Origin of the sequence: Streptomyces sp. NPDC048338 (assembly GCF_043201055.1) — a bacterium.
In the GTDB taxonomy this organism is placed as follows: Bacteria; Actinomycetota; Actinomycetes; order Streptomycetales; family Streptomycetaceae; genus Streptomyces.
In genome coordinates this window covers 366243-391145 of the sequence record NZ_JBICYQ010000002.1, presented here as the reverse complement: position 1 = coordinate 391145, position 24903 = coordinate 366243, and the positions used below count along the sequence as shown (strand labels likewise).

At 70.7% G+C, this 24903-nt stretch carries 19 protein-coding genes; 8 read left to right on the top strand and 11 right to left on the bottom strand.

Annotated features, from left to right (window positions below):
• Positions 1-35 precede the first annotated feature (35 nt).
• From ACGFZF_RS06300 to ACGFZF_RS06290, 3 genes are all read right to left on the bottom strand, one after another.
• A complete protein-coding gene (locus ACGFZF_RS06300; RefSeq protein ID WP_393551800.1) occupies positions 36-875 on the bottom strand; it encodes a carbohydrate ABC transporter permease in 840 nt (279 codons plus the stop codon).
• A gap of 73 nt (positions 876-948) precedes the next feature.
• Positions 949-1941, bottom strand: coding sequence for a carbohydrate ABC transporter permease (locus tag ACGFZF_RS06295; RefSeq protein ID WP_393551358.1), 993 nt, complete (start codon positions 1939-1941; stop codon positions 949-951).
• Positions 1942-1955: 14 nt separating this feature from the next.
• The gene (locus ACGFZF_RS06290; protein ID WP_393551357.1) at positions 1956-3269 is read right to left on the bottom strand and encodes an extracellular solute-binding protein; all 1314 of its coding nucleotides are present in this window, start codon (positions 3267-3269) and stop codon (positions 1956-1958) included.
• Between the two features lie 183 nt (positions 3270-3452).
• Between ACGFZF_RS06290 and ACGFZF_RS06285 the strand changes: the two genes are divergently transcribed.
• On the top strand, positions 3453-4763 hold the full coding sequence (locus ACGFZF_RS06285; RefSeq protein ID WP_393551356.1) for an ROK family protein: 1311 nt from the start codon (positions 3453-3455) through the stop codon (positions 4761-4763).
• A 36-nt stretch (positions 4764-4799) separates the two neighbouring features.
• Here the strand turns inward: ACGFZF_RS06285 and ACGFZF_RS06280 are convergent, their stop codons facing one another.
• The 5 genes from ACGFZF_RS06280 to ACGFZF_RS06260 form a co-directional block, all read right to left on the bottom strand.
• Positions 4800-5819: a LacI family DNA-binding transcriptional regulator gene (locus tag ACGFZF_RS06280; protein WP_393551355.1), complete on the bottom strand. Its 1020-nt coding sequence runs from the start codon at positions 5817-5819 to the stop codon at positions 4800-4802.
• Between the two features lie 120 nt (positions 5820-5939).
• On the bottom strand, positions 5940-8426 hold the full coding sequence (locus tag ACGFZF_RS06275) for a glycoside hydrolase family 3 protein (protein ID WP_393551354.1): 2487 nt from the start codon (positions 8424-8426) through the stop codon (positions 5940-5942).
• 162 nt (positions 8427-8588) lie between these two features.
• Complete coding sequence (locus ACGFZF_RS06270) at positions 8589-9680, bottom strand: DUF1996 domain-containing protein (RefSeq protein WP_393551353.1); 1092 nt, start codon at positions 9678-9680, stop codon at positions 8589-8591.
• Between the two features lie 149 nt (positions 9681-9829).
• On the bottom strand, positions 9830-12004 hold the full coding sequence (locus ACGFZF_RS06265; RefSeq protein WP_393551352.1) for a discoidin domain-containing protein: 2175 nt from the start codon (positions 12002-12004) through the stop codon (positions 9830-9832).
• 193 nt (positions 12005-12197) lie between these two features.
• Entirely contained in the window at positions 12198-14390 is a 2193-nt protein-coding gene (locus ACGFZF_RS06260) for a discoidin domain-containing protein (protein ID WP_393551351.1), read from the bottom strand.
• Positions 14391-14785: 395 nt separating this feature from the next.
• Between ACGFZF_RS06260 and ACGFZF_RS06255 the strand changes: the two genes are divergently transcribed.
• The gene (locus ACGFZF_RS06255) at positions 14786-16135 is read left to right on the top strand and encodes a hypothetical protein (protein ID WP_393551350.1); all 1350 of its coding nucleotides are present in this window, start codon (positions 14786-14788) and stop codon (positions 16133-16135) included.
• A gap of 190 nt (positions 16136-16325) precedes the next feature.
• Here the strand turns inward: ACGFZF_RS06255 and ACGFZF_RS06250 are convergent, their stop codons facing one another.
• Positions 16326-16736 carry a RidA family protein gene (locus ACGFZF_RS06250; RefSeq protein ID WP_393551349.1) on the bottom strand — a complete coding sequence of 137 codons (411 nt, stop codon included), beginning with the start codon at positions 16734-16736 and terminating at the stop codon, positions 16326-16328.
• 165 nt (positions 16737-16901) lie between these two features.
• Here ACGFZF_RS06250 and ACGFZF_RS06245 point away from each other — a divergent pair, with 165 nt between their 5' ends.
• The 3 genes from ACGFZF_RS06245 to ACGFZF_RS06235 all read left to right on the top strand — a co-directional run bounded on the left by ACGFZF_RS06245 (position 16902) and on the right by ACGFZF_RS06235 (position 19378).
• A complete protein-coding gene (locus ACGFZF_RS06245; protein WP_393551348.1) occupies positions 16902-17408 on the top strand; it encodes a DinB family protein in 507 nt (168 codons plus the stop codon).
• A gap of 280 nt (positions 17409-17688) precedes the next feature.
• Positions 17689-18540, top strand: a complete 852-nt coding sequence (locus tag ACGFZF_RS06240) for a universal stress protein (RefSeq protein ID WP_393551347.1) — start codon at positions 17689-17691, stop codon at positions 18538-18540.
• A 319-nt stretch (positions 18541-18859) separates the two neighbouring features.
• The gene (locus ACGFZF_RS06235; RefSeq protein WP_393551346.1) at positions 18860-19378 is read left to right on the top strand and encodes an AAA family ATPase; all 519 of its coding nucleotides are present in this window, start codon (positions 18860-18862) and stop codon (positions 19376-19378) included.
• A 136-nt stretch (positions 19379-19514) separates the two neighbouring features.
• Here the strand turns inward: ACGFZF_RS06235 and ACGFZF_RS06230 are convergent, their stop codons facing one another.
• Positions 19515-20408 (bottom strand): NAD(P)H-binding protein, encoded by an 894-nt coding sequence (locus ACGFZF_RS06230; RefSeq protein ID WP_393551345.1) that lies wholly within the window; start codon positions 20406-20408, stop codon positions 19515-19517.
• Positions 20409-20470: 62 nt separating this feature from the next.
• Here ACGFZF_RS06230 and ACGFZF_RS06225 point away from each other — a divergent pair, with 62 nt between their 5' ends.
• Both ACGFZF_RS06225 and ACGFZF_RS06220 read left to right on the top strand, forming a co-directional pair.
• The gene (locus tag ACGFZF_RS06225; RefSeq protein WP_393551344.1) at positions 20471-21067 is read left to right on the top strand and encodes a TetR/AcrR family transcriptional regulator; all 597 of its coding nucleotides are present in this window, start codon (positions 20471-20473) and stop codon (positions 21065-21067) included.
• A 245-nt stretch (positions 21068-21312) separates the two neighbouring features.
• Positions 21313-22353: a vWA domain-containing protein gene (locus ACGFZF_RS06220; protein WP_393551343.1), complete on the top strand. Its 1041-nt coding sequence runs from the start codon at positions 21313-21315 to the stop codon at positions 22351-22353.
• A 31-nt stretch (positions 22354-22384) separates the two neighbouring features.
• On the opposite strand, the gene ACGFZF_RS06215 is transcribed toward ACGFZF_RS06220, so the two are convergent.
• A complete protein-coding gene (locus tag ACGFZF_RS06215; RefSeq protein WP_393551342.1) occupies positions 22385-23398 on the bottom strand; it encodes an AraC family transcriptional regulator in 1014 nt (337 codons plus the stop codon).
• 104 nt (positions 23399-23502) lie between these two features.
• On the opposite strand from ACGFZF_RS06215, the gene ACGFZF_RS06210 reads away from it, so the two are divergent.
• Positions 23503-24435 (top strand): MBL fold metallo-hydrolase, encoded by a 933-nt coding sequence (locus ACGFZF_RS06210; RefSeq protein ID WP_393551341.1) that lies wholly within the window; start codon positions 23503-23505, stop codon positions 24433-24435.
• Positions 24436-24903 lie beyond the last annotated feature (468 nt).

Genomic DNA, 24903 nt, shown 5'->3' with positions numbered 1-24903 from the left:
GGGGAACCTCTTCGTGATCGGTGTGCGGAGGGACGTCACTTGACCGCACCCGCGGTGAGGCCGGCGACGAGGTAGCGCTGGAGGAGCAGGAAGCCGACGACGACGGGGACGCTCACCACCAGGGAGGCGGCCATCACCTGGTTCCAGTAGACGTCGTTCTGGGTGGCGTACCCCTGGAGGCCGACGGCGAGGGTGCGGGTGGTGTCGTTCGTCATGACGGAGGCGAAGAGGACCTCGCCCCAGGCGGTCATGAAGGCGTAGACGGCGACGGCGATGATGCCGGGCGACGCGGCCGGGACGATGACGCGGAACAGCGCGCTGATCGGCCCGCAGCCGTCGACCTTGGCGGCCTCGTCCAGCTCGCGCGGGATCGAGTCGAAGTAGCCGGTCAGCATCCAGATGGAGAACGGCAGCGAGAAGGTCAGATAGGTGAGGATCAGGCCTTCGCGGGAGCCGAAGAGGGCGATGCCGGTGGCGTTGCCGATGTTGACGTAGATGAGGAAGAGCGGCAGCAGGAAGAGGATGCCGGGGAACATCTGGGTGGAGAGGACCGTCACCGTGAAGACCCGCTTGCCGCGGAAGGTGTAACGGCTGACGGCGTACGCGGCGAAGATCGCGACCATCACCGAGAACACCGTGGCCGCGCCCGCGACGACGATCGAGTTCACGAAGTAGTCGGCGAGCGGGACGGTCTCCCAGATGTCGACGTACGGGCGGAGCGTGAGCCCGGAGGGGATCCACTCGAACTTCCCCGACACGTCCTCGAGGGGTTTGAGGGAGCTGGAGATCATCACGTACACCGGCAGCACCACGAACGCGGTGAGCAGGGTGAGGAAGATCCGCCGCGTCCAGAGGAACGAGCGGGGCGCCGCCATCGGGGAGCGCGCGGCCTTCGGGGACCGGGGGGCGGTCAGCGTGGACCGGGCGGTCCGGGGCCCGCGTGCGTGCTCAGGCATCGGTGGCCTTCCTTCCGCGGCTGGTGAGCAGGAGGTAGACGCCCGTGACGACGAGGAGGAAGAGGAGCAGCAGCACGGACATCGCCGAGCCGGTGCCGAAGTTCCACGTCTGGAAGGACGACTGGTAGATGTGGACCGAGATCAGGTCGGCGGCCTCGGGTGCCGCCTTGCCGAAGAGCACGAACGGCGTGTTGAAGTCGTTGAAGGTCCACAGGAACAGGACGAGCACGAGAACCTGGTTGATGGAGCGCAGCGACGGCAGGGTGATGTGTCGGATCTGCTTCCACACGCCGGCCCCGTCGAGGGCGGCCGCCTCGTACATGTCCCGGGGGATGTTCTGCAGGCCGGCCATGACGGTGAGGAAGGCGAAGGGCCAGCCCTTCCACACCGAGACGATCAGCAGGGCCCAGAAGCTGTTGTCCCCGATGAGCCAGAAGGCGGGAGTGTCGCCGATGCCGAGCTGGTCGTGGAGGACGTGGTTGATGAGGCCGTTGTCCCGTTGGAACATGAAGGCCCACGTGATGACGGCGGCGTAGACGGGCAGCGCGTACGGGACCAGGAACAGGGTGCGCAGGAAGCCGCGGCCACGGAAGTTCTCCTGGAGGAAGACCGCGGCGGCCGTGCCGAGGAGCCAGCACAGCCCCACGGACAGCACGGTGAACAGGCACGTGGTCAGGAAGGATGTGAGGAGTGCCTGGCCGACGGGGGCGTCGAAGTCGATCGCGACGGTGTAGTTGTCCAGACCCGACCAGGGAGCCTCGCTCCAGTTCCGGATGTAGAACTGGGTCAGTTCCCTGAAGCTCATGGTGATGCCCATGAGCATGGGCACGAGGTGGACGAGGAGTTCGAGGAGCAGGGCGGGCAGGAGCAGCAGGTAGGGCAGTGCGATGCGGCGACGCCCGGAGCGGCGCGGGGGGCGCGCCTCTCCGGGTGTGGCCTTGCGCACCGCCGGCTCGGTCGGGTGAGCGACGGCGGTTTCGGTCATGGTGAGGTGGCCGCCTACTTCTTGGGCATCTGCTGCTGGGCCTTTTCGAGCTTGGCCTTCACGGACTCCGTGGTGACCGCGCGGCCGGCGGCGGCGTCGGCGAACAGTTCCTTGACCGCGGTGCCGACGACCGTCTCGAACTGCGACTCCTCCGGGACCTGCGGCAGGGCGGAGGCGCTGCCGGCGAGGGTGTCACGGAGGACGGCCAGGGCCGGGTCGTTGAACGCGGGGTCCTGCTGGGCGGTCTTGACGGGGGGTATGGAGCCGTAGGCCTTGTTGAGGGTCTTCTGCTCCTCGTCGCTGGTCATGAACTTCACGAACTTCATGGCGCCGTCGAGGTTCCTGGTGTTCTTGAAGACGGCCATGTTGATGCCGGCGACCATGGAGTTGGTCTGCTTGCCCGCACCGGGCGTGCCCGACGGGACCGGAGCGGGGGCCACTCCCCACTCGTCGTCGTTCATGCCCTGCGCCTTGAACGTGGCAGAGGCGGTCTGCCAGAGGACCATCGCGGTCTTGTCCTTGGCGAAGTCGCTGAGGGACTGGTTCTGGGCGTACTCGGCGTTGCCGGGGGCGACGATCTTGTGGGTGGCCATGAGGTCGACGTACTGCTTGACGGCGGCCACCGCGCTGTCGGAGGTGAAGTCGGCCTTGCCGTCGGAGGTGAAGAAGTCGGCTCCGTGCTGCTTGCCGAGGACGAAGACCTGGTGGATGTTGTTCGAGAGGTTGGAGCCCTCGACGCCGATGGCGGCCTTGCCGTCCTTCGTCAGCTTCCGGCCGGTGGCGATCAGCTCGTCCCAGGTGGCCGGCGGCTTCTCGATGCCGGCGTCCTTGAACATCTTCTTGTTGTAGTAGAGCGCGTACGCCATGGAGTAGAGCGGGACGGCGGCCGGGTCCTGCGTCTGGGCGCCGGTGGAGCCGAGGGCCGATTCGACGAAGCGGTCCTTGCCGCCGATGGCCTCGAAGTTCTTCGTGTCCCACGGCAGCAGCGCGCCGGTGGACTGCAGCGAGGCGCTCCAGGTGTTGCCGATGTTGAGGACGTCGGGGCCCTGGCCGGAGGTGGCCGCGGTGAGAATCCGGTTGAGCAGGTCCGCCCAGGGCACGACCTCCAGCTTCACCTTGATGCCCGTCTGCTTCTCGAACCGGTCGAGCTCGGGCTGCAGGACCTTCTTGTCGACCTCGATGCTGGCGCCCTGGTTGGAGGCCCAGTAGGTGAGGGTCTTGGGCTGCTTGTCGGACCCCGATCCACCCGTGGATCCGCCGCAGGCAGCCGCCGTGAGGACGAGGGAGAGGGTGACGGCACCGACAGCCGCGGCTCTGATTCTGCGCATGGGTCCACGAGTCCTTATCAGGGGATGGCGGAAGCCGAGAGAGGTGAGGAAGCTGCGTCCCGCATGAGGCCACTACCGGGCTCTCGGCTTAATTTAGGATGTGAGTTAAACCTCGGGAGAAGGTCGCGTCAAGGGGTGCCGCAGCGGTATGTTGCGCGTAGGGCCTAGGGAAGAAGGTGTCCGGTGAGAGTGCGCAGCGGTCGTACCGTGCGTGACCTGCGGAGGGAGAACCGCACGGCGGTTTTGCAACGGTTGTATTTCGACGGGCCCCTGAGTCGCTTCTCGCTCGGGCCGGTCACGGGCCTCAGCTCGGGGTCTGTCAGCAACGTGGTTGCGGAACTGGTCGCGGACGGCCTGGTGGAGGAGGCCGGCAGCGTGGACTCCGCCGGCGGCCGGCCCCGCACGCTCCTGCGCATCCGCCAGGACAGTGCCTGCATGATCGGCGTCGACGTCGGTGAGACACGGGTCCGGGTCGAGCTCTTCGATCTGGCCCTCACCGAGCTCGCGCGCGTGGAGAAGCCGCTCACCGTGAACGGGCCGCTGAGAGAGAGCCGTTACGACGTCGCCGTCGTGGTCGCGCACGTACGTGACGGCATCGAGGAGGTCGTCCGGCAGGCGGGGGTCGAGCCCGGGCAGCTGCTGGGCGTGGGCGTGGGAGTCCCCGGCATCGTCGCCCGGACGCCGGAGGACGGCGCGGTGGTGCACGGACAGACGATCTGCTGGGACGCCGTGCCGCTGGAACGGTTGCTGCGCGAGTCCGTGCCGCTGCCGCAGTCGGTGCCGTACTTCATCGACAACGGCGCCAAGACCCTCGGACAGGCCGAGATGTGGTTCGGCGCCGGACGCGGAGCGAGCAGCGCCGTCGTGGTGCTCTTCGGCTCCGGAGTCGGCGCGTGCGTCGTCAGCGACGACCTGCGATCCGCCCGGGCCGTCGAATGGGGACATCTGAAAGTCCGGGTCCGGGGGCGCCGTTGCCGCTGCGGCGCCCAGGGCTGTCTGGAAGCCTACGCCGGAGCGGAAGCGCTTCTGCAGCGCTGGCGGGAAGCGGGCGGCTGCCCTCCGGCCGACGCGGACGAGGAGACGGCCCTGACCGCGCTGCTCGCCTCCGCCTACCCGCCCGGCCCCGGGGCGGAGGTCGACAGGACCGCGCTCGCCGTCCTGGAAGAGACCGCCGAGTACCTCGGCGCCGGCTTCGCCGACCTGATCAACCTCTTCCAGCCCGAGCGGATCCTCGTCGGAGGATGGGCGGGCCTCCAGCTCGGTACCCGGTTCCTCGACAGCGTCAGGGACTACGCCACCCTGTACGCCCTCTCCTACCCCGCCTCCCACGTGAGCGTCGAGCTCGGCGCCCTCGGACCGGACGCCGTCACCGTCGGGGCGGCGATCCTGCCGCTCGCCGACTTCTTCGCCCAGGGAGGCCGCCGGGAGCCGCCGAAGGCCGAGGAGGCGACGCCGGCGTGGAAGACCTCGCTCCGGGAACGGGCGGCACAATGAAGGCGCCGTGGGGCCCTGCCCCGTGGCGTCGTCTTCTCAGGCGGACTCACGCACGACGAGTTCAGGATCGAAGAGCACGCGCGCGGGCCCGCTCCCAGCCCCTTGCAGATGGCCGGCCAGCAATTCCGCCATCGCGGCGGCCATCTTCTCGACCGGCTGACGCACGGTGGTCAGCGGTGGCCGGCAGGTGACCGCGATGGTGGAGTCGTCGAAACCGACCACGGCCACGTCATCGGGCACACGCCGTCCCTGCTCGCGCAGGATCTGGCAAGCCCCCTGGGCCATCAGGTCGTTGGCCACGAACACGCCGTCGGTCCCAGGGTGACCCTCAAGCAGACGGATCATGGCTGCGGCACCGCTGTCGAGGGTGAACCTTCCCTCGACGACCGGCGCCGGGTCCCGGCCCGCACGGGCGAGGGCGTCGCGGAAGCCGGCGAGTCTGTCACGGCCGGCCGGAAGGTCCTGCGGCGCGCTGATCGCCGCCGGGTACCGGCAGCCGCGGGCCAGGAGGTGTTCGGCGGCCAGCCGCCCGCCCTGGTAGTGGTCCATGTCCACGTAGCTCACCGGCAACGGGTGCGGCGGCCGGGCGAAGAGCACGGCCGGCACTCGGGCGTCGACGAGCATCCGAGGCAGCGGGTCGTCCGCCTGGATCGACACGACGAGGGCACCGTCCGCGCTTCCCTGGCGGAGGTAGTCGACCACCTGTTCCCTGGCGGCGTCCGATTCGGCGAACATCAGCACCGGGTGCATGGCTCGCCCCCGGAGGTACGTCACGGCGCCGCTGACGATGCGGCCGAAGAACGGGTCGGCGAAGACACGGGCGGCGAAGCCGTCGCCCGCACCGGAGACCAACAGGGCCACGGTCTCCGCGCGTCGCGTCACCAGTGACCTCGCCGCGCCGTTCGGGGTGTAGCCGGTGTCCCGAATGGCCTGTCGGACCACATCCTGGATGCCGGGGTCCACATTGCGGATCCCGTTCACGACGCGCGACACCGTCGCCCGGGACACACCTGCTTCCCGGGCGACATCCTCCAAGGTCGGCCCCCGCTTGTTCACTCCCGCACTTTAACGCGCGTTTCCCGCTCACACGGCAAGCTCCCGTGGCCCCTCAGGACGGCCCGGCCGGACCGCCAGCACAGCAGGCACTCCGCCCTGCCGGAAGCCGGCGGCGAGCAGTCAGGCGCGGTCAACGGGGAGCGGCGAGCCGGCCCGTCGGTCACCGGTGCCGTCGAGAACGGGGCCGGCCGCGATCAGAGGCGCCTCCCATTCCATGGCTCCCGCCGAGCGTCCCACCATGAGCCTGTACGGTCCGGGTTCCGTGCGCCATGTCTGCTCCTCGGAGGACCAGTGCCGCAGCGCGCGCGGCGTCACGACCACCTCCGCCGTCACCGTTCCCTCCGCGTCGGCGTGGACCGCTGCGTAGCCGGCGAGCCACCGCGCGGGGCGCTCCACGGTCGATTCCGGCCGGGCCAGGTACACCTGGACGACCTCGCGTCCGGGACGCCTTCCGGTGTTGCGCAACGTCACGCGGACGGTGAACGTGTCTCCGATGCCGATCCGCGCCGGTGCGTCCACGTGCTCGTACTCCCACGTGGTGTACCCCAGGCCGTGCCCGAACCAGTAGGCGGGCTCGCGTGCTTCGCGGAGCCATGCGCGGTACCCGATGTGCAGGCCCTCCGCGTAGTCGAGCCGGCCGTCGACGGGGCGGGTGCGGGTGACGGGTGCGTCCGCGAGGGAGGCCGCCCACGTCGTGGGGAGCCGGCCGCCCGGCTCGCTGCGCCCGAAGAGGACGTCGGCCAGGCCGGCGCCGGCCTCCTGGCCGGGGAACCAGGCGAGCAGCAGAGCGCCCACCTCGCCGCGCCAGGGCAGTTCGACCGGGCCTCCGCTGTTGACCACCGCGACGGTCCGGGGGTTGGCGGCGGCGACCGCGCGTACGAGGTCGTCCTGAAGACGGCCGAGGGACAGGTCCGTGCGGTCGTACCCTTCCGTCTCGCTGTGCTCCGTCGTGCCGACGACGATGATCACGGCGTCCGCACCGCGGGCGGCGTCCACGGCCTCGGCGAGGGCGGCCGCCGGGTCGCGCTCCGGCGGTGCGGCGGCGAGGACGGTGGCGCGGCCCGTGCCGGAGGCCAGTTCGCGACGTGCCACGAGGAGGACGGGCCGCTTCCTGTCCAGGAGCACCCGAACGGTGCGCAGGGGCGGGGTGACGTGCACGATCGCCGGATCGTCGGTCTCGCAGGGATAGGTTCCGTCGAGGACGGTACGCCCGTCGACGCTGAGCGTCATCCTGCCGAAGCCGCCCACGCCGAAGGTCCACGTCCCGGTGGTCTCGGGCCGGAGCAGCGCGCTGATCTCCACGGTGTGCGCGCCGGGAACCTCCCCGGGTTCGAGCTGCCTGCCGGACAGGCGCCTCTCGGCGTACAGTTCACGTCCCTCGGCGTCCAGGCAGCGGAGCAGTACACCGGGCTCCCCCGACCGCGGATCCGTGCACCGATCGGTGTCCAGCGGCGGCGGGGGCACCGTCACGGTGGGGCCCGGGGCGTACACCACACGGCTTCGGCCGCGAAGTCTCGCGCGGATGCCGGCGAGCGGTGTGACGACCGCCGAGGGGAACACACCGGCGCTGCCGCCGCCCTGCACACGGGGTGACGCGGCGTGCTCGCCGATGACCGCCACCGTCGACAGGGTGCCGATGTCGAACGGCAGGACGTCCTCGTTGCGTGCCAGGACCGCTCCGGCCGCGACCGCACGGCGCAGCAGCTGCCGGGCTTCTCCGGCCCGCACCGCCGGGTGAGGGCGCCGGCGCTCTTCGAACGCGCCGACGCGGGCCGCGAGCCGGAGCAGTCGGCGCACCTTGTCGTCGATGGCCGCTTCGGCGACGCGGCCGTCACCCACGGCTCGGACGAGGTCGGTGGCCCAGGGACTCCTGGGTCCCGGCATCGCCAGATCGAGGGCCGCCCGCGCCGGTTCCTCGGTCGTACGGACGGCGGCCCAGTCCGAGACGGCGACGCCGTCGAAGCCCCACTCCCCCTTGAGCGGCTCGGACAGGAGGGGGTGCGCGGTCATCGTCGTGCCGTCGACGCTGTTGTAGCCGGCCATGACCAGCCACACACCGGCTTCCACGGCTGCTTCGAAGGGCGCGAGGTACACCTCGCGCAGGGCCCGTTCGGAGACTCGGACGTCGGCGTGAAGCCTGTCGGTCTCGGAGTCGTTGGCGACGAAGTGTTTGGCCGTGGCGGCCACTCCGCGGTCCTGAATGCCTCTGATCAGGGCTGCTCCGGTACGGGCGGTCAGCTCGGGGTCCTCCGAGAAGCACTCGAAGTGGCGCCCTCCCAGCGGGCTGCGGTGCAGGTTCAGGTTGGGCGCGAGCACGATGTCGACGCCTTTGAGGACGGCCTCCGAGGCGAGCAGTCCTCCCAGGTCCGCCAGGAGCCGTTCGTCCCAGGCCGCGCCGAGGGCCGAAGCCGAGGGGAGCAGAGCGGAGGTGCGCCGCTCGTCCCAGGCCTCCCCCCGCACACCCGCCGGGCCGTCGGAGCAGACCATCTCCCTGAGTGCGATCGCCTGCTCGGCGGCCGTCCTCCAGGTGGTGGAGCCGGTGAGCAGGCGGACCTTCTGCTCCAGACTCAGCTTCTCGACCAACCGGTCCAGCACGTCCTCACGCATGGCTGCTCCCTGCTTCTTTCCGGGAGAACTCGCTCTCCCTGTGTGCCCGGCGCCCCGGCCCGACCGGCGGAGGACCGTGCGGAGAGGGCAGGCGGATCGAGGGCCCGGCCGCCCCCGGGGTGAACGGGAAGCGGCCGGGCTTCGGCGGAGCCGTCGGCCTGCTCAGGGCAGCCGGTACTCCGCGTTCAGGACGGCGCCGCGGGCGGGGTTGTTCTGGTCGTACCCGCGCGGATCGCACTGGAGGCCGCCCACGATGCAGTGATCGACCATCGCCTTGAGGGTGCGCTCCTCCCAGGCGTTGAAGAAGTCGTAGTGGAAGGAGTGGCCGCGACCACTGGCCAGACGGACCTGACTCATGTCGCCGTTGACCGGCCACGCCATCTTGAACTCGATCATGGGCAGGGCGACGGGGTGGGAGGCCGGGCACATGTTGTCGTTGGTGCCGGGTTTGACGACCGGGTAGGCCATGTGGCTCTTGTGGTCGGGGGTGTCGAGGTACAGCCCGTTCCAGCAACTGGGTGCCTGGAAGCGGATGTTGAGCTGTACGTCGGGCCGGCTCGGACAGCTGGCCGGGAAGTCGACGTTGAAGAAGCTGTCACCGCATTCCCAGCCCTCGACGAAGCCCTTGTGGCCCCGGAACTGGTCGGGGCTCTGCATCGGGTCGCCGACGACGAACCGCAGCCCCTTGGGGAAGGGCCGCACACTGGTGTAGTCGGTCACGCCCGCCTTGTAGTAGATGACCTGCGGGCCCACGGGCAGGATCTTCTGCTCGCCCTTGTAGAGCGAGGGCATCCAGTACGCGGAGGCGTCCGCGGGCGCCTTGCAGGTGGTGTTCCCTCCGTAGAGCGAGCCGGTGGTGCTGGAGGCGTCGGTGGAGGTGTTGCCCATGAACGTGTGGTCGTGGGACTTGCCGAACTGGCCCGGGTAGACGATCGGGTCGTCCGGGGCGGTGTGCGTGACGGAGCAGTTGGCCTGGAACTCGTGGAAGTAGCGCGGCGGCGGGCTGGCCCCGGACGGTGTCACACCGGTGACCTGGGGTACGGCCGGAATGTAGCCGTCCCCGTCGGCGTCGTCGCCCGAGGCCCGGGTGGACGCGGCCATGGTGTGTCCGCTGTGGGCGCCGGCCGCGGCGACGGCGGGCGGGGGGCCGCTGTCCGTGGCAGCGGCGGAGGCGATGGTGCCGATGCCGAGGACGCCGGCGATGAGGGCCGTACCGAGGAGGAGTGCGGGGAGCCGCTTGGGACTCGATCTCATGGGGATCTCCTGCCCATGGGGGGGGTTCGCGTGTCCGTGAGGACGTCACGCGACGGGTGTGGTGGACGGGCTTCTTCGTTTCGTGCGGTGGTGCGGGGTGGCGGAGTCCTGCTGTGGGCCCCGCCGCCCGTTCAGGGGATTCGCCGTCGTCAGCCGTAGATGCCGAACTCGTGCAGGGAGTAGCCCCACCCCGTGCCCCGGGCCGTCAGCTGAAGGCGGACATGGCGGGCGGTGGCCGTCACGTCGATGGTGTCGACGTCTCCGTTGCCCGTGGTCGTGGAGTGGATCGGGCGCCAGGTGTTCCCGTCGTCGGAGACCTGCACGTCGTAGGACTTGGCGTAGGCGGGGTCCCAGACGAGCTGCAGTGTGCGGATGGGCCTGGCCGAGCCGAGGTCGACCTGGATCCACTGCGGGTCGCTCCAGTCGCTGGCCCACCGGGTGGCGGTGTTGCCGTCGGTGGCGTGGGAGGCGGGGCAGGGGCAGTCGCCGTAGGAGGCCTGGGCGGAGGAGGCGGTGGTGGGCCTGTTCAGGGCGATGTTCGTGCCGGTCATGGGCGGCGCGACGACCTTGACGGACTTCGTCTCGATGCCGGCGTTGCCGCGGCCGTCCTCGGCCTGGATGTAGACCTTCCACACGCCGAGCTTCTCGGGCGCCGTGACGGCGAAGGTGCCGTTGCCGGTGGAGCGCCACTGCGCGTCGACGAGTCGCTTGTCGCCGTCGGCGTAGTTGCCGCTCAGGTAGATCTTGGGAGTGACCTGGTCTCCGTCGGGGTCGCGGATGTCGGCGCGGACCGTGAACTCACGCCCCGCCGGGGCCGCGGAGGCCGGAGTGACGGTCATGTTCGTGATGACCGGCGGGGTGTTGTCGCCGGCGGTGGAGCCGGCGTACGCCTTCTTGACGGCGTAGTACGACAGTCGCTTCAGCCCGTCGGGCACGAGGTTGAACCAGATGCCGCCGAAGTCGTGCTCGAGGCCGTAGTGGAAGAGGGTGGCGCCGAGGGCGACGCCCTGGTGGCCGGTGACGCAGCCCCACGCTCGGGTGTAGCCGTCGGCCTTCTGGACGTCGGTGGGCTCGTCGGGGATGCCGTTGGCGTCGTCGGGCACCTCCCACTCGCCGGCCGGGCCGCCCTCGGTGATGATGTACGGCTTGTCGTAGCCGCCGTCGACCCAGTCCTGGCGCACGCCGCAGATGTCGCCGTAGGAGTTCATGGAGTACAGGTCGAGGTCGGGCGCGTTGCGCTGGTAGTACGGCCAGGCTCCGGTCCACGCGTCCGTGGAGGTCACGGGGTGGTCGGGGTCGATGGAGTGGATCTTCTTGGCGACGTCGTTGACGAAGGTCGTGTACGCGTTGCGCTGGGCCTCCAGCTCGGTCCCGCCGTAGCAGTTCTGCAGGCCGAGGACGGACTCGTTGCCGACGTTCCACATGAGCGTCGCCGGGTGGGACTTGTAGGTGTCGACCCACTTGGCGAACTCGGTGAGCATGTTGTTCTTGTACACGGTGTCCGTCAGGTAGTTCACGCAGCCGCCGGAGCCCGGTCCGCCTCCCGGCTGGAGCCAGAAGCCGTTGACGACCTTCAGGCCCTGGGCGGCCGCGGCGTCGAGCAGGGGCTTGCTGGAGGCGTCCGTCCCCCAGGTGCGGACGGTGTTGACACCCATGGACCTCAGGTCCGGCATGTAGCGCGGGGCGTCGGCCATCGCCGGGCCCCAGGTGAGGCCCTTCACGGTGTACGGCTGCCCGCCGACGGTCAGCTGCCAGTTGCCCTGCGCGCCGGTCACCTTGACCGCGCCGCCCGGCGGCGGGTTGGTCCCGCCGTCGGTGCCGTAGACCTGGAACTCCCACAGGGAGTAGCCGTAACCGCCGGAGCGTACGAGGCCCTGCATGCGGACGTACCGGCCCGCGCCGGAGACGGCGAGGTCGTCCGTGCCGCCGTCTCCCCCCGTCACGGTCTTCAGGGTTCGCCAGTCGGTGCCGTTGTCGGACGCCTGGATCTCGTAGTTCTTGCCGTAGGCGGATTCCCAGCTCAGAACGACGCGGCTCAGGTTCTTGCTCGCGCCGAGGTCGACCTGGATCCATTCGCCGTCTCGCCACTGGCTCGCCCACCGGGTGCCCGTCAGGTTGCCGTCGACGGCGGCGCCCGCGGTGAACGCCTCGCCCTCGTGCGAGGAGGCGGTGGCCGCCTTGCCCTGGGAGAGAAGGGTCTCGGCGGCCCGCGCCTGCGGGGACAGGCTCAGGGTCAGCGAGGACGCCAGCAGCGCGCCGAGCGCCACCAGGGACAGCCCGTCGCGTCGGCGGGAACGAGTGGGCGTGGAAGGGGGACTGGACACGTGTGCTCCTGGCTGATTCGTGACGCCGGGCGCGGGGAGCCGGACCGTCGGGCCGGCTCGCGAGCGGCGCTTCGTGTGGAGGGGGATGCACGGTGCTGTCGTACGAGCCCTTCCGGACCGGGGCGCGGGACATGAACACCCGGCCCGGAAGGGAATCCAGGCCCTCACCGCCGTACGGCGGTGAGGGGGCGTCTCAGGGGAAGGAGACGACGGTGGACGGCACGGTCGAGGTGCCGGCGGGGGTGGTGGATGCCCCGGTGTCGTTGATGACGTGGTTGTAGTGACCCATCCCGCCGAGGGACACCACCAGGAGGCTGTGGAACTTCACTCCCGGTGTGACGGGTGCCTTGAAACCGTGGTCCTGGACGATGGTCGGGTCCACGTTGTAGTTGCAGTAGCTGCCCAGGCCCCATGCCTCGTGGGTGTCGACGGAGTCGTCGACCCGGTAGGCCGCGTAGCCCCTGGTCGAGCCGTTCTGGATAGCGGCCTGGTGGGGGGCGTCGTAGGCCTTCTCGTTCTGGTAGAAGATCGTCTTGCCGCGTTCGCCGTACCATTCGACGTCGTACTTGTTGAAGTGCTCGACGAACAGGCCGGTGGCCAGGACGTCGTCGCCGTTGACGCGGACGCCGTAGTCGGCCCGGTTGGTCTCCCAGCCCACCCCCTCGCCGTGGTCGGCGCGCCATACCCAGGTGTGGTCGATGACGGTGTCGTCGTTGTTGACGACCATGCTGGTGGTGGCCTTGCCGGGGCCGGCTCCGCCGATGCGGACGTAGACGTCCTGCACGGTGGTGGGGTTGGCGGAGTGGTCGGCGGCGGCGTCGGCCGGGCCGATCTCCAGCAGGGTCGGGGAGTTGACCGGCCCGGCGTCCACGAGGAAGCCGGCGAGCCGCACGCCGTCGACGTCCGCGACCCTCATCGCGGTGACACCGTTGTCCGGGATGATGGTGGCCAGGCCGAGGCCGAGGACGATGGTGTTCGCCCGGTCGACGTCGATGGTCCGGTCGACGTGGTAGACACCCGGGGTGAACAGCAGGTGCAGGCCCTGGGCCAGCGCCTGGTTGATCGTGGCGGCGGTCGCGCCGGGCTTGACCACGTAGAACCGGCTCAGCGGGATCGACTCGCCCTGCGGGGTGCCGCCGGCCCAGGTCGTGCCGCGCGCGTTCACCCGCCTGGCCGGCGCGAACACCTTGTACTCGCCGCCGTCGAGGTAGAGGAAGGGCTTCTCACGGGAGACCGGGGTGGTGTCCAGCGTGGTGTAACGCGGCTCCGGGAAACCGGTGGCAGGGGCGCCCTCGACACCCGAGAACGTCTGGTTCCAGACACTGTTGGACCAGCCGCCGACGGCACTGTCCCGGGTGTACCACTGCTGCTGCGAGTAGTTGCCGACCTGGCCGTCGACCTTGGAATCGGCGATGTAGCCGCCGCTGGCCCAGCCGTACCCGTTCGGCGCCAGATTCAGCCCGCCCTTGACGTGCATCCGCCGGAACGAGGACGCCTGCGAGACCGCCCACCGGTTCGTGCCGCTGACCGGGTTGAGGGTCAGACCCTCCGCACCACGCCAGAAGTTCTGCGTCGCGTTGCCGTTGAACCAGCCCGCGTCGACCGTCACATCACCGTTGATGACGGTGTCACCCGGACGCAGACCCAGACCGGCGATCTGCGTGTAGAAACCGATCTGCGCATTGAGATCGCCGTACGTGCCCGGCTTGAACAGGAGCGCGTGCCGGCCACGGCCGAACTGCGCCGACTCCTGCTCCCGGAAGATCCGGTCCAACGTGCCCTGGATGTTCGGGGTCGAAGGGTCGAAGACGTGGACGTTGGGGCCGAGGTCCCCGCCGCCGGGCAGCGTGGGGCCACCGCCGGAGGTGCCGTACACCTGGAACTCCCAGAGCGAGTAGCCGTAGCCGGTAGCTCGTGTCACGCCCTGCATGCGCACATACCGGGCCGTGCCGGACAGGGCGATGGTCTCGGTGCCACCCGCGCCGGTCGCGGTCGAGTAGGCCGTCGACCAGGTGGTGCCGTCCGTCGACAGCTCGATCCGGTAGGCCTTGGCGTATGCCGCCTCCCAGCGCAGCACCACCTGGCCGAGCGCGACGGAGCTGCCGAGGTCCACCTGCAGCCACTGCCCGTCGGACGCGGCGCTCGACCAACGCGTTCCGAGATTCCCGTCGACCGCGTCGGCCGCCGGGGTCCCGTAGTGCTCCTGACTGGAAGCCGTGACGGGCTTGCCCTGCGACAGCAGCACAGGAGCCGCCTGCGCCGCCGTCGTCGGAACCACCGCCAGGAGCGTGGCGGCCAGCGCGGTGACGACAGCGCCCGCGAGACCGCGCCGCACGCGCCCGCGAGCTGGTGGTGAGGCCGCCGGAGGCATGCCGAATACAGACATAAGGGGGTGTCTCCTTGAAGCGAGAGAGGCGCACGGGAGAGCGCTCTCCGGAACCATGCCGCTCGCCCCAGGCGCGGTCAATATCCCTGACAAGACTTTTCTTTTTGCTTGGCTTAAGTACCGATGGAGGCGCTCCGTGACTGGATCACCCCTCGCCCAGGTCAGAAGGCGCACCGACCTGCGCGTGCTCCCGGGCCACGAGGAGGACGCGATCCGCGCCTGGGGAGCGACTTGTCGATCTTGCCGGGCATGGCCACGGCGTCGAGGGCTCCGGGCTCCGCCCCGAGGCGCACGGGTGAGGCCACCACGGCCGCGACGAAGGATCAGGGATCTCCGCACCGCGGTCGTCGCCGGCCGACCAGGTGGCCGCCGAGGGCGACCGTTAGATTGCGCCCATGGACGCCGCCGTACTCGACCTCCGGACCCGGATGCACGACGCGTGCATACCGCCTGATCTCGTTGACCGTCTCCTCGACCTCGGCCACACCGCCGTCGTGCACGCTCAGGCCTTGGCCGAGGACGGTGACTGGTTCTGCGCCCGCGCGTGGGCGCGCCGACTGGCTGACCAGGGCGAGCTCGACGAGGCCCGGGGCGTGCTGGCCCCGTACGTCGAGACGGGCTGGTGGACCGCAGCCGCAGAGGCCGCCCGGCTGCTGGAGGCGGCGGGCCGGGGCGATGAGGCCATTGCTCTCGTCCGTCCTTTCGCCCAGGCCGGGGAGCGGTTCGCGCTTCGCGATCTGGCGCTGCGACTCGCCCGGCACGAACGGGGCGACGAGGCCTACGCGCTGCTTGTGCCGCACATCGCGGACTGGTTCCTCGCCGAGGCTCTGGTCGAGGTGGGTGTCGGGCTGGACCGGGACGAGGAGATCGCGGCGCTGCTGACGGCCCGGATCGCGCCGGGGCGTCCCTGCGGGCGGTGCGGCGGTGTGGAGTGCGCGGCGCGGAATCCGGAGCCGTCGAACGCAGCCACTCTGCTGGCGGAGGTCCGCGAGAGACAGGGCGGTACGGACGAGGCGATCGACGTGCTGCGCGCGTACGGCACTGTGGTCAACAATCGTGACCCGCTGGCCGAACTGTTGATACGGCACGATCGCATCGATGAGCTGCGCACCTATGCGGCGCAGGACCACCGAGAGGAAGCCGCCCGTCAGCTGGCCGAGTTGCTGGAGGCCCGCGGCGACGTGGAAGGCGCGGTCGAGGTGTACCGGCAGCAGTCGGAGCAGGACCGTTGGCACGCTCCGACCCTGCTGGCACGGCTGCTCGCCCGGCACGGGCGGGGCACCGAAGCCATCGCAGTGGTTCGAGCCATGGACAGCACCGAGGACTGGATCGTCGATCTGCTCTGCGAGCTGCTCGCCGCCGAGGGCCGGGCCGAGGAAGGCCTCGCCCACCTGGACGCCCTCAAGGCCCGGGGGTCCTGGGAGCAAGGGGAGGTGTTCTGGCTGCGGGCCCGGCTCCTGGCGGCCTGCGGACAGCTGGACCAAGCCGTGGCGGAGGCCCGGGCCCACTCCGAAGGCGGGAGCCTGTACGCGGCAAGGAGCCTGGCCCAACTGCTGGCCGATGCCGGACGTCTTGAGGAGGCCGTCACCTTCCTGGACGCGGACCGCCTCGACCATCGGCGCGCTCTCGGCCGGCTGCTGGTCGAGCTGGGCAGAGTCGACGAGGCCGTGGCCCTGCTGCGGTCGCCACGCCCCGCCGTGCCCCTGCCGGAACCCACCGGATTCAGCGACTGCCCGCCCTTCTAGGGCGTGTCCCTTCGATCAGGTGGTTCGCCCTTGGCCGCTCCCGCGGCGGACTGCCGACCAAATCCACATGGTTGTGGAGGGTCGCTGCCGCCCGTTGTCCCTGCTCGTCGCCCCGGGACAACGGCGGACTGCGCCCAGTTCGAGCCGGTCATGGTTCAGAGCCGTCGCCAGGCAGGGATGGCCCGTCGGCTCAGGAATCAAGCACGGCGGCGACGGCTTCGATCTCCACGAGCTGGCCGTCATAGCCGAGCACGGTGACCCCCATCAAGGTGCTGGGCACGTCGTGGTCACCGAACGCGTCCCGGACGACCTCCCACGCCGTCACCAGGTCCTCCCGCCGGTGAGAGGCAACGAGAACACGGGTGCTGATGACATCGTGCAGTGACGCGCCCGAGTCCGCCAGAGCGGTCCGCATGTTCTCCACAGCCCTGGCCGCCTGCCCCGCGACGTCCCCGATCGCCGCAGTGGAGCCATCCTCATTCAGAGGACATGCTCCGGCCAGGAAGACCAGCCGCGACTCGGCCGGGGCCGTGGCCGCGTAGGCGTACTCCGCAACATCGGACAGGGAGGCAGAACGAATCAATGTGACAGCACGCGGCACGGGCTTCCTTACGCAGCAGTTCCGGGACACTCAGGACCTTCTCAAAGGCCGACTCCGCGTTCGACACATTTTCCTGGCCCGTCGACTCCCGTGAGGGGCCACTGCCGTCAGCCGCCCAAGGGATCTCACGTGATCGAAGACACCCGATCGAGCTAAAGTGACCCGGTGACGGAGACACAACAACACCGCGACGTAGGCCCTCCCGACAGTGCCTCCGACGAGAAGGCGACATTGCTCGCGTTCTTGAACTACGTCCGCGAAGCAGTGGCCGGGAAGGCTCAGGGCCTTGACGACGAGCAGGGACGAACGCCCGGAGTACCGTCTGGCACCAGTGTCCTGGGCCTGGTCAAGCACCTGACGGCGGCAGAGCTCTACTGGTTCGCCTGGGCCTTCGAGGGTGCCGATGTCGAGCATCCGGACTTCGGCATGGATCTCTCCGAGGGGGACAGCGCGGACAGTCTCCTCGCTGCCTATCGCAGTGCCATCGAGCGGTCCAACGAGATCATCGAGCGTTGTGACGACCTGAGCCGTCCGTGTGCGCGGGCGGCAGGCAAGGCGGGCACCGTGCGATCGATGCGGTGGGTGCTGGTGCACATGGTCGAAGAGACGGCTCGCCATGCGGGTCACGCCGACATCCTCCGGGAGCAGGCTGACGGTTCCGTCGGCCGGTGACGCACTGCTTCGCTCGGTCTCAGGTGTTCCGCGAACGGTGGGCGCATGCGGACTGCAGCCACTCGTTGCCGGCTGCGACAAGGACGGCGGCGGGTTCCGTTCGTGTCCGTCGGCCCCGTGATGTCCGCCGGACGGGGTACTTCGGCGGCGTCGCCGAAGACGATGCACCGCGGTCTTTCTGCCACTCGCTAGCTTCTTGACCAGGTGTCCTCGCGCATGGATGCCCATGGGCGCCCCTTGTGACGGCCCATCGACCGCAGCCCGAGGCGAGGAGAACGGCATGTCCCGACCTGTCACTGTGGGAGTGGACGGCTCCGAAGGTAGTGCGGCGGCGGTGGCCTGGGCCGCCGACGAGGCGGCGCTGCGCGGTGACGGCCTGCGGCTCGTGTACGCCACGCGCTGGGCGCCGCATCAGGTGGCGGCGATGAAGGTGTCGCACGAGGACCGCGCCGGCGCCGCGGAAGGGGTGCTCGCCGCGACCGAGCGGCGGGTCCGTGCCCGGCGGCCGGACGTCGTCATGACCGCGGAGGAGATCGAGGACGCTCCCGTCAACGTGCTGCTGGCTGCCGCCTCGGAGGCGGAGTTGCTGGTGGTGGGGTCGCACGGGCTCGGCAGCGTCCGCGGCTTCATCATCGGTTCGGTGGGGCAGGAAGTCGTCGCGGAGGCGAAGAATCCGGTCGTGCTGGTACGCCCTGGGTACGGAGCGGACGACGCCCCAGACGCCGGCGGCAGCGGCCCTCGCAAGGTGGTCCTCGGACTCGACGTGAGCGAGGTGAAGGACGAGCTCCTCGCGTTCGCATTCGACATCGCCGGGAGGCACGGCGTCCCGCTGCAGATCGTGCACACCTGGCACCACTCGTTCCTCCCCCACCACGCAGCGGCCGACGACGCCGAGATGGCTTCGGCACTCTCCGAGGCGGTAGCCCCCTTCCGGGACAGGTTCCCGGCGGTGGAGGTGGAGGAGGTGGCAGCTCCGGGCCGGCCGGCCGAGCACCTCGTCGAGGCGGCGTCGGACGCGCGTCTCGTAGTCGTCGGGCGGCGCAGGGCGGCGAAGGGCTCGCACATCGGATCCGTCACCCACGCGGTGATCCACCACGCCGAATGTCCTGTGGCCGTCGTGCCGCACACGTGACGGACGACGTCATCGTGCCTCTGCAGCGCCACTCGCCGTGCACGGAGCGGTTTCGGCGGCGGTCGGGCGTCGTCCGATCCAGGCCGTGCGCCGACCGCCTCCTTCGCCTGGCGGAACGACGGTCCCTGGTGCAACGAGTGGTCACCTCAAGGCCGGACTCCCCCGTTCTGCATGGCGAGACGGGTCACGTGCGCCTTCTCCCGGACCGTCAGATCTTCAACTGCCGCACGGTGGTGGCTCGGATCCACCTGTCACTCATGCCGTGGTGAGCCGGACAAAGAGGTGGCCGCTCGTCCGGCTCACCTGACACGATCCGGGTGTGACCACGTTGTTCCTGATGGTCGGCCTGCCGGGGGCCGGAAAGACCACAAGAGCCCGGCGGCTCGCCGGTGAGCACGGCGCGCTGCGCCTCACTCCCGACGACTGGATGCTTCCCCTGTTCGGTGAGGCGGAGCCGGACGGGAAGCGCGACGTGCTGGAGGGGCGCATGCTCTGGCTGGCCTTGGAGGCGGTGAAGCTGGGTACCGACGTCGTGGTGGACTTCGGCTGCTGGTCCCGGGACGAGCGTTCCGCGATCCGGTGGTTGGTGGAGGCCGAGGACGCGTGCTTCCGCATGATCTACCTGCCCGTGGACGAGGAGACCCAGCGGGCCCGGCTCGCCCATCGCTGGGCGACCGCCGCCGGGGAGACGTTCCCGGTGACCGAGACCGACATCCTGCACGGGCGGGCGCACTTCGAGGAGCCCGACGCAGCGGAACTGGCAGGCCGCGCGGCCTCTGACCGGCCCTTCGGGGGCTGGCGGGCGTGGGCTGCCGACCGGTGGCCGTCGTTCGCGTGACTGCCCGGAGGACTCCTCACGACATGATCTCCGAGGTGATCGGATCACTCCGGGAGCGGCGATCCGCGCGTGTGCGGGCGGCTCGGCCGGAGTCGTGGCCGGTCACCGGGGAGTCCGGAGCATTCCCCGGGGCGAGTCACGGTCGACGAGCTCGCGGCGCCTCCGTGAACGCTGTGGCGTGGTCGGTCGCCCACTGGCGAAGCGTTCGCGGCGCTGTCCCGAGGATGTCGGCCACCGCGGTGGTGACGTACGCGGGCTGTCCGACCGCCGCGCTCCACGCGGCGAGCAGCATGTCGATGACCGCGTCGGGCGCCGTCCCCCTGGACAGGCTCCGGAACTCGTCCGGCGTCATCTCCTCGCATACGATCCGGCGGCCCAGGGCGTCACCGATGACGCTCAGCTGCGCCGCGTGGGTCAGCGACTCGGGGCCCGTGAGAACGTAGTCGCCGCCGATGTGCTCGTCCTGCTGGAGCGTCCGCGCAGCGACGGCTGCGACGTCACGGTCGTCGACCGGCGCCGTCTCGGCAGCGGCGTAGGGCCACCGGACCACGTCGCCGGCCCGGATCGCGGGTGCCCACCAGGCCGGTGAGTTCGACGCCAGCATGCCCGGCCGGATGATCGCCGACTCCAGCCCGGTGGCCGCGATGAGCTGCTCGATGCCGGCGTGCAGCGCCGCCATGGGGTTGGGCTGCTGGAAGAAGGGGTGCGGCGTCCGGTGCGGGGAGGAGAGGAAGACGACCCGCCGCACGTGGGCCGCCAGCCGCTCGACGACTGCCGCCGCGGTCAGGGACGGGGCGGTCCAGACGAGGAAGGCCGCACCGGCGCCGTTCAGTGCGGGGTCGAGGGATTCGGGCACGGTGAGGTCGCCGGTGAAGACCTCGACGTTCGCCGGCAGCGTCCCCGCCGTCTCGGATCGATGGACGAGGGCGCGGACCGGCACGCCTGCGTCGAGGAGTTGGTCGATGACGAGGCGGCCGATCCGGCCCGTCGCGCCGGTGACGAGCACGGGAGCCATGTCTGTCTGATTCATGCCGCCATGAAAACGTTACTCGGTCAAAAAAGCAACCCGGTCACGAATGTTACGCTGGACAGATGAGCGAGCCGACGGGGCTGCGGGCCCGCAAGAAGGAGCGGACGCGTGACGCCATCGGCGACGCGGCCGTCTCGCTGTTCCTGGAGCGCGGCTTCGACCGTGTCTCCGTCAACGACATCGCCGCGGCGGCCGAGGTGTCCAAACCGACCCTCTTCCGGTACTTCCCCACCAAGGAGGACCTGGTGCTGCACCGGTTCGCGGACCACCAGGGCGAGGCGGCGCGCGTCGTACGCGACCGCGGGTCCGGCATCCAGCCGATGGCGGCGCTGCACCGGCACTTCCGGGCCGGTCTCGATCGCCACGACCCGGTCACCGGCCTCAACGACCATCCCGAGGTGGTGGCCTTCCACCGGCTGGTCTTCACCACACCGAGCCTGGCCGGACGACTCACGCGGTACCAGCTCGAGGACGAGGAGGCGCTGGCGGACGCCCTTGGCGAAGGCATCCAGGCCCGCCTGCGAGCCGCCCAGGTACTCGCGGTTCAACGGGTGCTCGCCCGGGCCAACTGGCAGAAGATCGCCGACGGCCGAACCGCCCGCGACGTCCACCCCGAGGCGGTGGCCGACGCCGACCAGGCATTCGACCGACTGCGGTGACGGACGACCGGCCCCGGAAGGCTCCGCGGCCCGGTGCACGCGTACCGCCGGGCCCGGCCCTGCCGCTTCCGCGGGTGCGGCGGCCACCTCCTTCGTCCGGCCCCGGACGGTGTCACCGGCCGGGCTCCGACCGAGTCGGACCGCCCCCTGGGGGCGGCCGCCGGTCATGATCGATTGTCAGTGCCGGGTGAGACGGTAGGTGCATCGGGTCGGAACATCGGATCGGAAACGAGGGGGAGTTCTCCATGTCCGGAAGTCAGAACTACATCAATCACGTGGCTCTTGTGCTGGACGCCAGTTCGTCGATGTCGCACCTGAGCCGCAAGGTCGTGGAGGTCGCCGACCAGCAGATCGCGTATCTTGCCCGCCGTTCGAGGGAGCTCGATCAGGAGACCCGCGTCACGGTGTACGTCTTCGCCGACAAGGTGGAGTGCGTCATCTACGACAAGGACGTGCTGCGGATGCCGTCGCTGCGCCAGCTGTACCGGGCCGGTGGGATGACGGCCCTGCTGGCGGCCGCGCTGAAGTCCCAGCGGGAGCTGGCACAGACGGCGCAACTGTACGGTGACCACAGCTTCCTGACGTTCGTGCTGACCGACGGGCAGGAGAACGCGAGCCACCGCTCCCCGGACGCACCCTCCAAGGATCAGCGCGTACTGATCCGGGCCGTGGCCGAGATGATCGAGACGCAGGGCGACAACTGGACGCTGGCCGTCCTGGTGCCGGATCAGATGGGCAAGCGTGAGGCCACGCAGTGCGGGTTCCCGAAGGACAACATCGCGATCTGGGACGCGACGAGCACCCAGGGGCTGGAGGAGGCCGGCCAGGTCATCCAGGAGGCCACCGAGAAGTTCATGGTCGGGCGTACTCGGGGCATCCGGGGATCGCGGGCGGTGTTCTCCACGGGCGGGGAGGCGGTCAACAAGGAGGCCATCGAGGCGGCCGGCCTGACGCCGGTGGATCCGTCGACGTACCAGCTGATCCCGGTGGCCCGGGCCGCGGCGATCCGGGAGTGGGTCGTCGAGAGCGGGCACACGTACCGGACCGGGGGTGCGTTCTACCAGTTGAGCAAGTCGGAGAAGATCCAGGCGCGCAAGCAGATCGCCGTACTGGAGAAGAAGACCGACCGGGTGTTCACGGGACCCGAGGCCCGGGCGCTGCTCGGCCTGCCGGACACGGAAGTGCGCGTCAAGCCGGACCACAACGACGACTTCACGATCTTCGTGCAGAGCACCAGCGTGAACCGGAAGCTCGTCCCCCAGACACGGCTCCTGCTCATGCCGTAGGGGTGTCGCGCCTGGCCGGCCACCCAAGAGGTCATGGGCGGGCCTGAGTTGCGGGACCCGCCCCGGCCTCGTCGAGACCGCTCAGACCGTGTCGTCGGGGATGGCGCCGGGACCCGTCCGCCACCGGCTCCCCGCCCGTCGCCCGGTACCGGCCCGGCGTCGTGCCGAACTCGCGCCGGAAGGCGTGCGAGAGGGCGTACGGCGAGCTGTAGCCGACCCGCCGGGCGACGCCCGCCAGTGGGACCTCGGTCTCCCGGAGCAGAGCGGCGGCGCGGGTCAGCCGCCACCACGTCAGGTACGCCATCGGGGGCCTGCCGACCAGCGTGGTGAAGCGGCGGGCCAGCGTGGGCCGGGAGACGCCCGCCTCGGCCGCGAGCCGCTCGGTGGTCCACGGGGCTGCCGGGTCGGAGTGCAGCGCGCGCAGAGCGGCGGCGGTCACCGGGTCGCCCAGCACGGCCGGCCAGGCGCCGGCCGTGCTCTCGGTCAGCCAGGAACGGATCGCGTAGACGAGCAGCAGATCGAGCAGGCCGGGCAGCGCGATGCCCGAGCCGGGCCGCAGCTCGTCCAGCTCACCGCCCAGCAGCTCGACGGCGGCGCGGAGTTCGGGGTGCGCGCCCGGGCGGTTCGGCAGGTGGACGACGGAGGGCAGCTCCGCGAGGAGCGGGTGCACGTGATCGCGGTCGAGCCGGTACTTGCCGCAGAGCATCTCCACCTGGCGCTCGCGGGAGACGGGCACTGCCGGGCGCGGCAGGCTGCCGTCCCGCCACGGTCCGAACGGAATCGCACGCTCCACGGTCGCCCGGTCGGCGGGCGCGTCGGCGAGGACATGCCCCGTTCCGTGCGGCAGCAGCACCACGTCCCCGGGACCGAGCACGACCGGTGCGCCGCCGTCGGGCAGCAGCCAGCAACTGCCCTGGAGCACGATGTGGAACCCGGCGCCGTCGTACGGATCGAGCCGCGCGCACCAGCGCCCGCCCACCCGTACGCGGTCGGAGGAGGGCCGCCCGGTGCGGACGGCGAAGATCGCGTCGCTGACCACGTCCATGGGCGGTAGGGTATCCGCCCCGGTCGAGGCGGTGAGCGTCTCGCGTATCGGGGGGAGCCTTGCGGGCATTGAGCGGCTCAACCACCCTCCCTAGGGTCGGTGTCATGACCAACGAGATTGCACCGAGCATCGTCCTGGGGAACGTCGAGATCACCCGGATCGTCGAGTGGCAGGGGCCGTTCGGCCCGGCCCGCGGCCTCGTCCCCGACTCCGGGGCCGAGGTGTGGAGGGCCAACGAGGCGTGGCTCGCACCGGACCACTGGGCGCCGGACACCGACACCGCGGTCATGGCGCTGCAGACCTGGGTGCTGCGCAGCGGCGGGCGGACCGTCCTGGTCGACACGGGCGTCGGCAACGGGCGCGAGCGGCCCCACTCGCCGCATTTCCACCGGCGGCAGGGGGACTTCCTCGGCCTCCTGGAGCGGGCGGGCGTCCGTCCCGAGGAGGTCGACGTCGTCGTGAACACCCATCTGCACGCCGACCACGTCGGCTGGAACACCCGTGCCGCCGACGGTACGGACGGCGAGGACGGCGCCTGGGTGCCGACGTTCCCGAACGCCCGGTACCTGGTCCCGGCGGCCGACGACTTCCACTTCGGCCCGGGGAACGCGTACGGCAACGGCCTCGGGGAGGAGGACCGGCTGGTCTACGAGGACAGCGTCGCGCCCGTGCACCGGGCGGGGCTGATCGAGCTGTGGGACGGGTCCCACCGCATCGACGAGAACCTCGTCCTGGAGTCCGCGCCCGGCCACACGCCCGGCTCCGCCGTCCTGCGACTCGCGTCGGGCGGGGACAGGGCGGTCTTCGTCGGGGACCTCGTGCACAGCCCCGTGCAGATCCTCGACCCCTCCCACTCCAGTTGCTTCTGCCTGGACGCGCACCGGGCGGCGGCCAGCCGCCTGCGGATCCTCGAACGCGCCGCCGACGAAAGGGAGCTGGTCGTGCCCGCGCACTTCGGCGGGGCCGGTGCAGCCGAAGTGCGCAGGGAGGGGAAGGGCTTCGGCCTGGCCCGTTGGGCGGCCCACGGCGCGGGGTGAGGGATGGAGCCGACGGGTGCCTGACCGGCCACCCACCGGACCTCGGGGCCGGGGCCGGGGCGAGTGCCAGGACCTGAGCCGGGGCCCGTGCCGGCCGGGCCGGGTCCGGGGCCGGTGGCCGTGCCGGGTCCGGACCCGGTGCCGGAGCGGGGGCCGGTGCCGGGGCCGGGGCCGGTGCGCGCAGAGGGCCGACCGGCCCCCCGAGGGGGGCCGGTCGGTCGGGGAGGGGAACAGGTGGCCCCTGGGGTCTCGCCGTCACCGCGACGGGGGCCCGACCGCGAACGCCACCGCCGCCCGGCGACGCGCCCTGGCGACCACGACGCCGGACACCACGCCGGGCACCACGCCGGACCGCTCGTGCCCAAGCCGCTCGATGGGCCTCATGGCGACCCGGCGATGGGGCCCTTCAGTCCCTCCTCGGGGCCCGGGTGGCGGTAGCCTCCGGTGACTCCCGCAGGTTGGTATGGG

Bases quoted from the DNA above. Each gene is read 5' to 3' on its own strand.
- ACGFZF_RS06300 (WP_393551800.1), bottom strand. From the start codon at position 875: ATGGCGGCGCCCCGCTCGTTCCTCTGGACGCGGCGGATCTTCCTCACC.
- ACGFZF_RS06295 (WP_393551358.1), bottom strand. From the start codon at position 1,941: ATGACCGAAACCGCCGTCGCTCACCCGACCGAGCCGGCGGTGCGCAAG.
- ACGFZF_RS06290 (WP_393551357.1), bottom strand. From the start codon at position 3,269: ATGCGCAGAATCAGAGCCGCGGCTGTCGGTGCCGTCACCCTCTCCCTC.
- ACGFZF_RS06275 (WP_393551354.1), bottom strand. From the start codon at position 8,426: ATGCGTGAGGACGTGCTGGACCGGTTGGTCGAGAAGCTGAGTCTGGAG.
- ACGFZF_RS06270 (WP_393551353.1), bottom strand. From the start codon at position 9,680: ATGAGATCGAGTCCCAAGCGGCTCCCCGCACTCCTCCTCGGTACGGCC.
- ACGFZF_RS06260 (WP_393551351.1), bottom strand. From the start codon at position 14,390: ATGTCTGTATTCGGCATGCCTCCGGCGGCCTCACCACCAGCTCGCGGG.
- ACGFZF_RS06255 (WP_393551350.1), top strand. From the start codon at position 14,786: ATGGACGCCGCCGTACTCGACCTCCGGACCCGGATGCACGACGCGTGC.
- ACGFZF_RS06240 (WP_393551347.1), top strand. From the start codon at position 17,689: ATGTCCCGACCTGTCACTGTGGGAGTGGACGGCTCCGAAGGTAGTGCG.
- ACGFZF_RS06230 (WP_393551345.1), bottom strand. From the start codon at position 20,408: ATGAATCAGACAGACATGGCTCCCGTGCTCGTCACCGGCGCGACGGGC.
- ACGFZF_RS06225 (WP_393551344.1), top strand. From the start codon at position 20,471: ATGAGCGAGCCGACGGGGCTGCGGGCCCGCAAGAAGGAGCGGACGCGT.
- ACGFZF_RS06220 (WP_393551343.1), top strand. From the start codon at position 21,313: ATGTCCGGAAGTCAGAACTACATCAATCACGTGGCTCTTGTGCTGGAC.
- ACGFZF_RS06215 (WP_393551342.1), bottom strand. From the start codon at position 23,398: ATGGACGTGGTCAGCGACGCGATCTTCGCCGTCCGCACCGGGCGGCCC.
- ACGFZF_RS06210 (WP_393551341.1), top strand. From the start codon at position 23,503: ATGACCAACGAGATTGCACCGAGCATCGTCCTGGGGAACGTCGAGATC.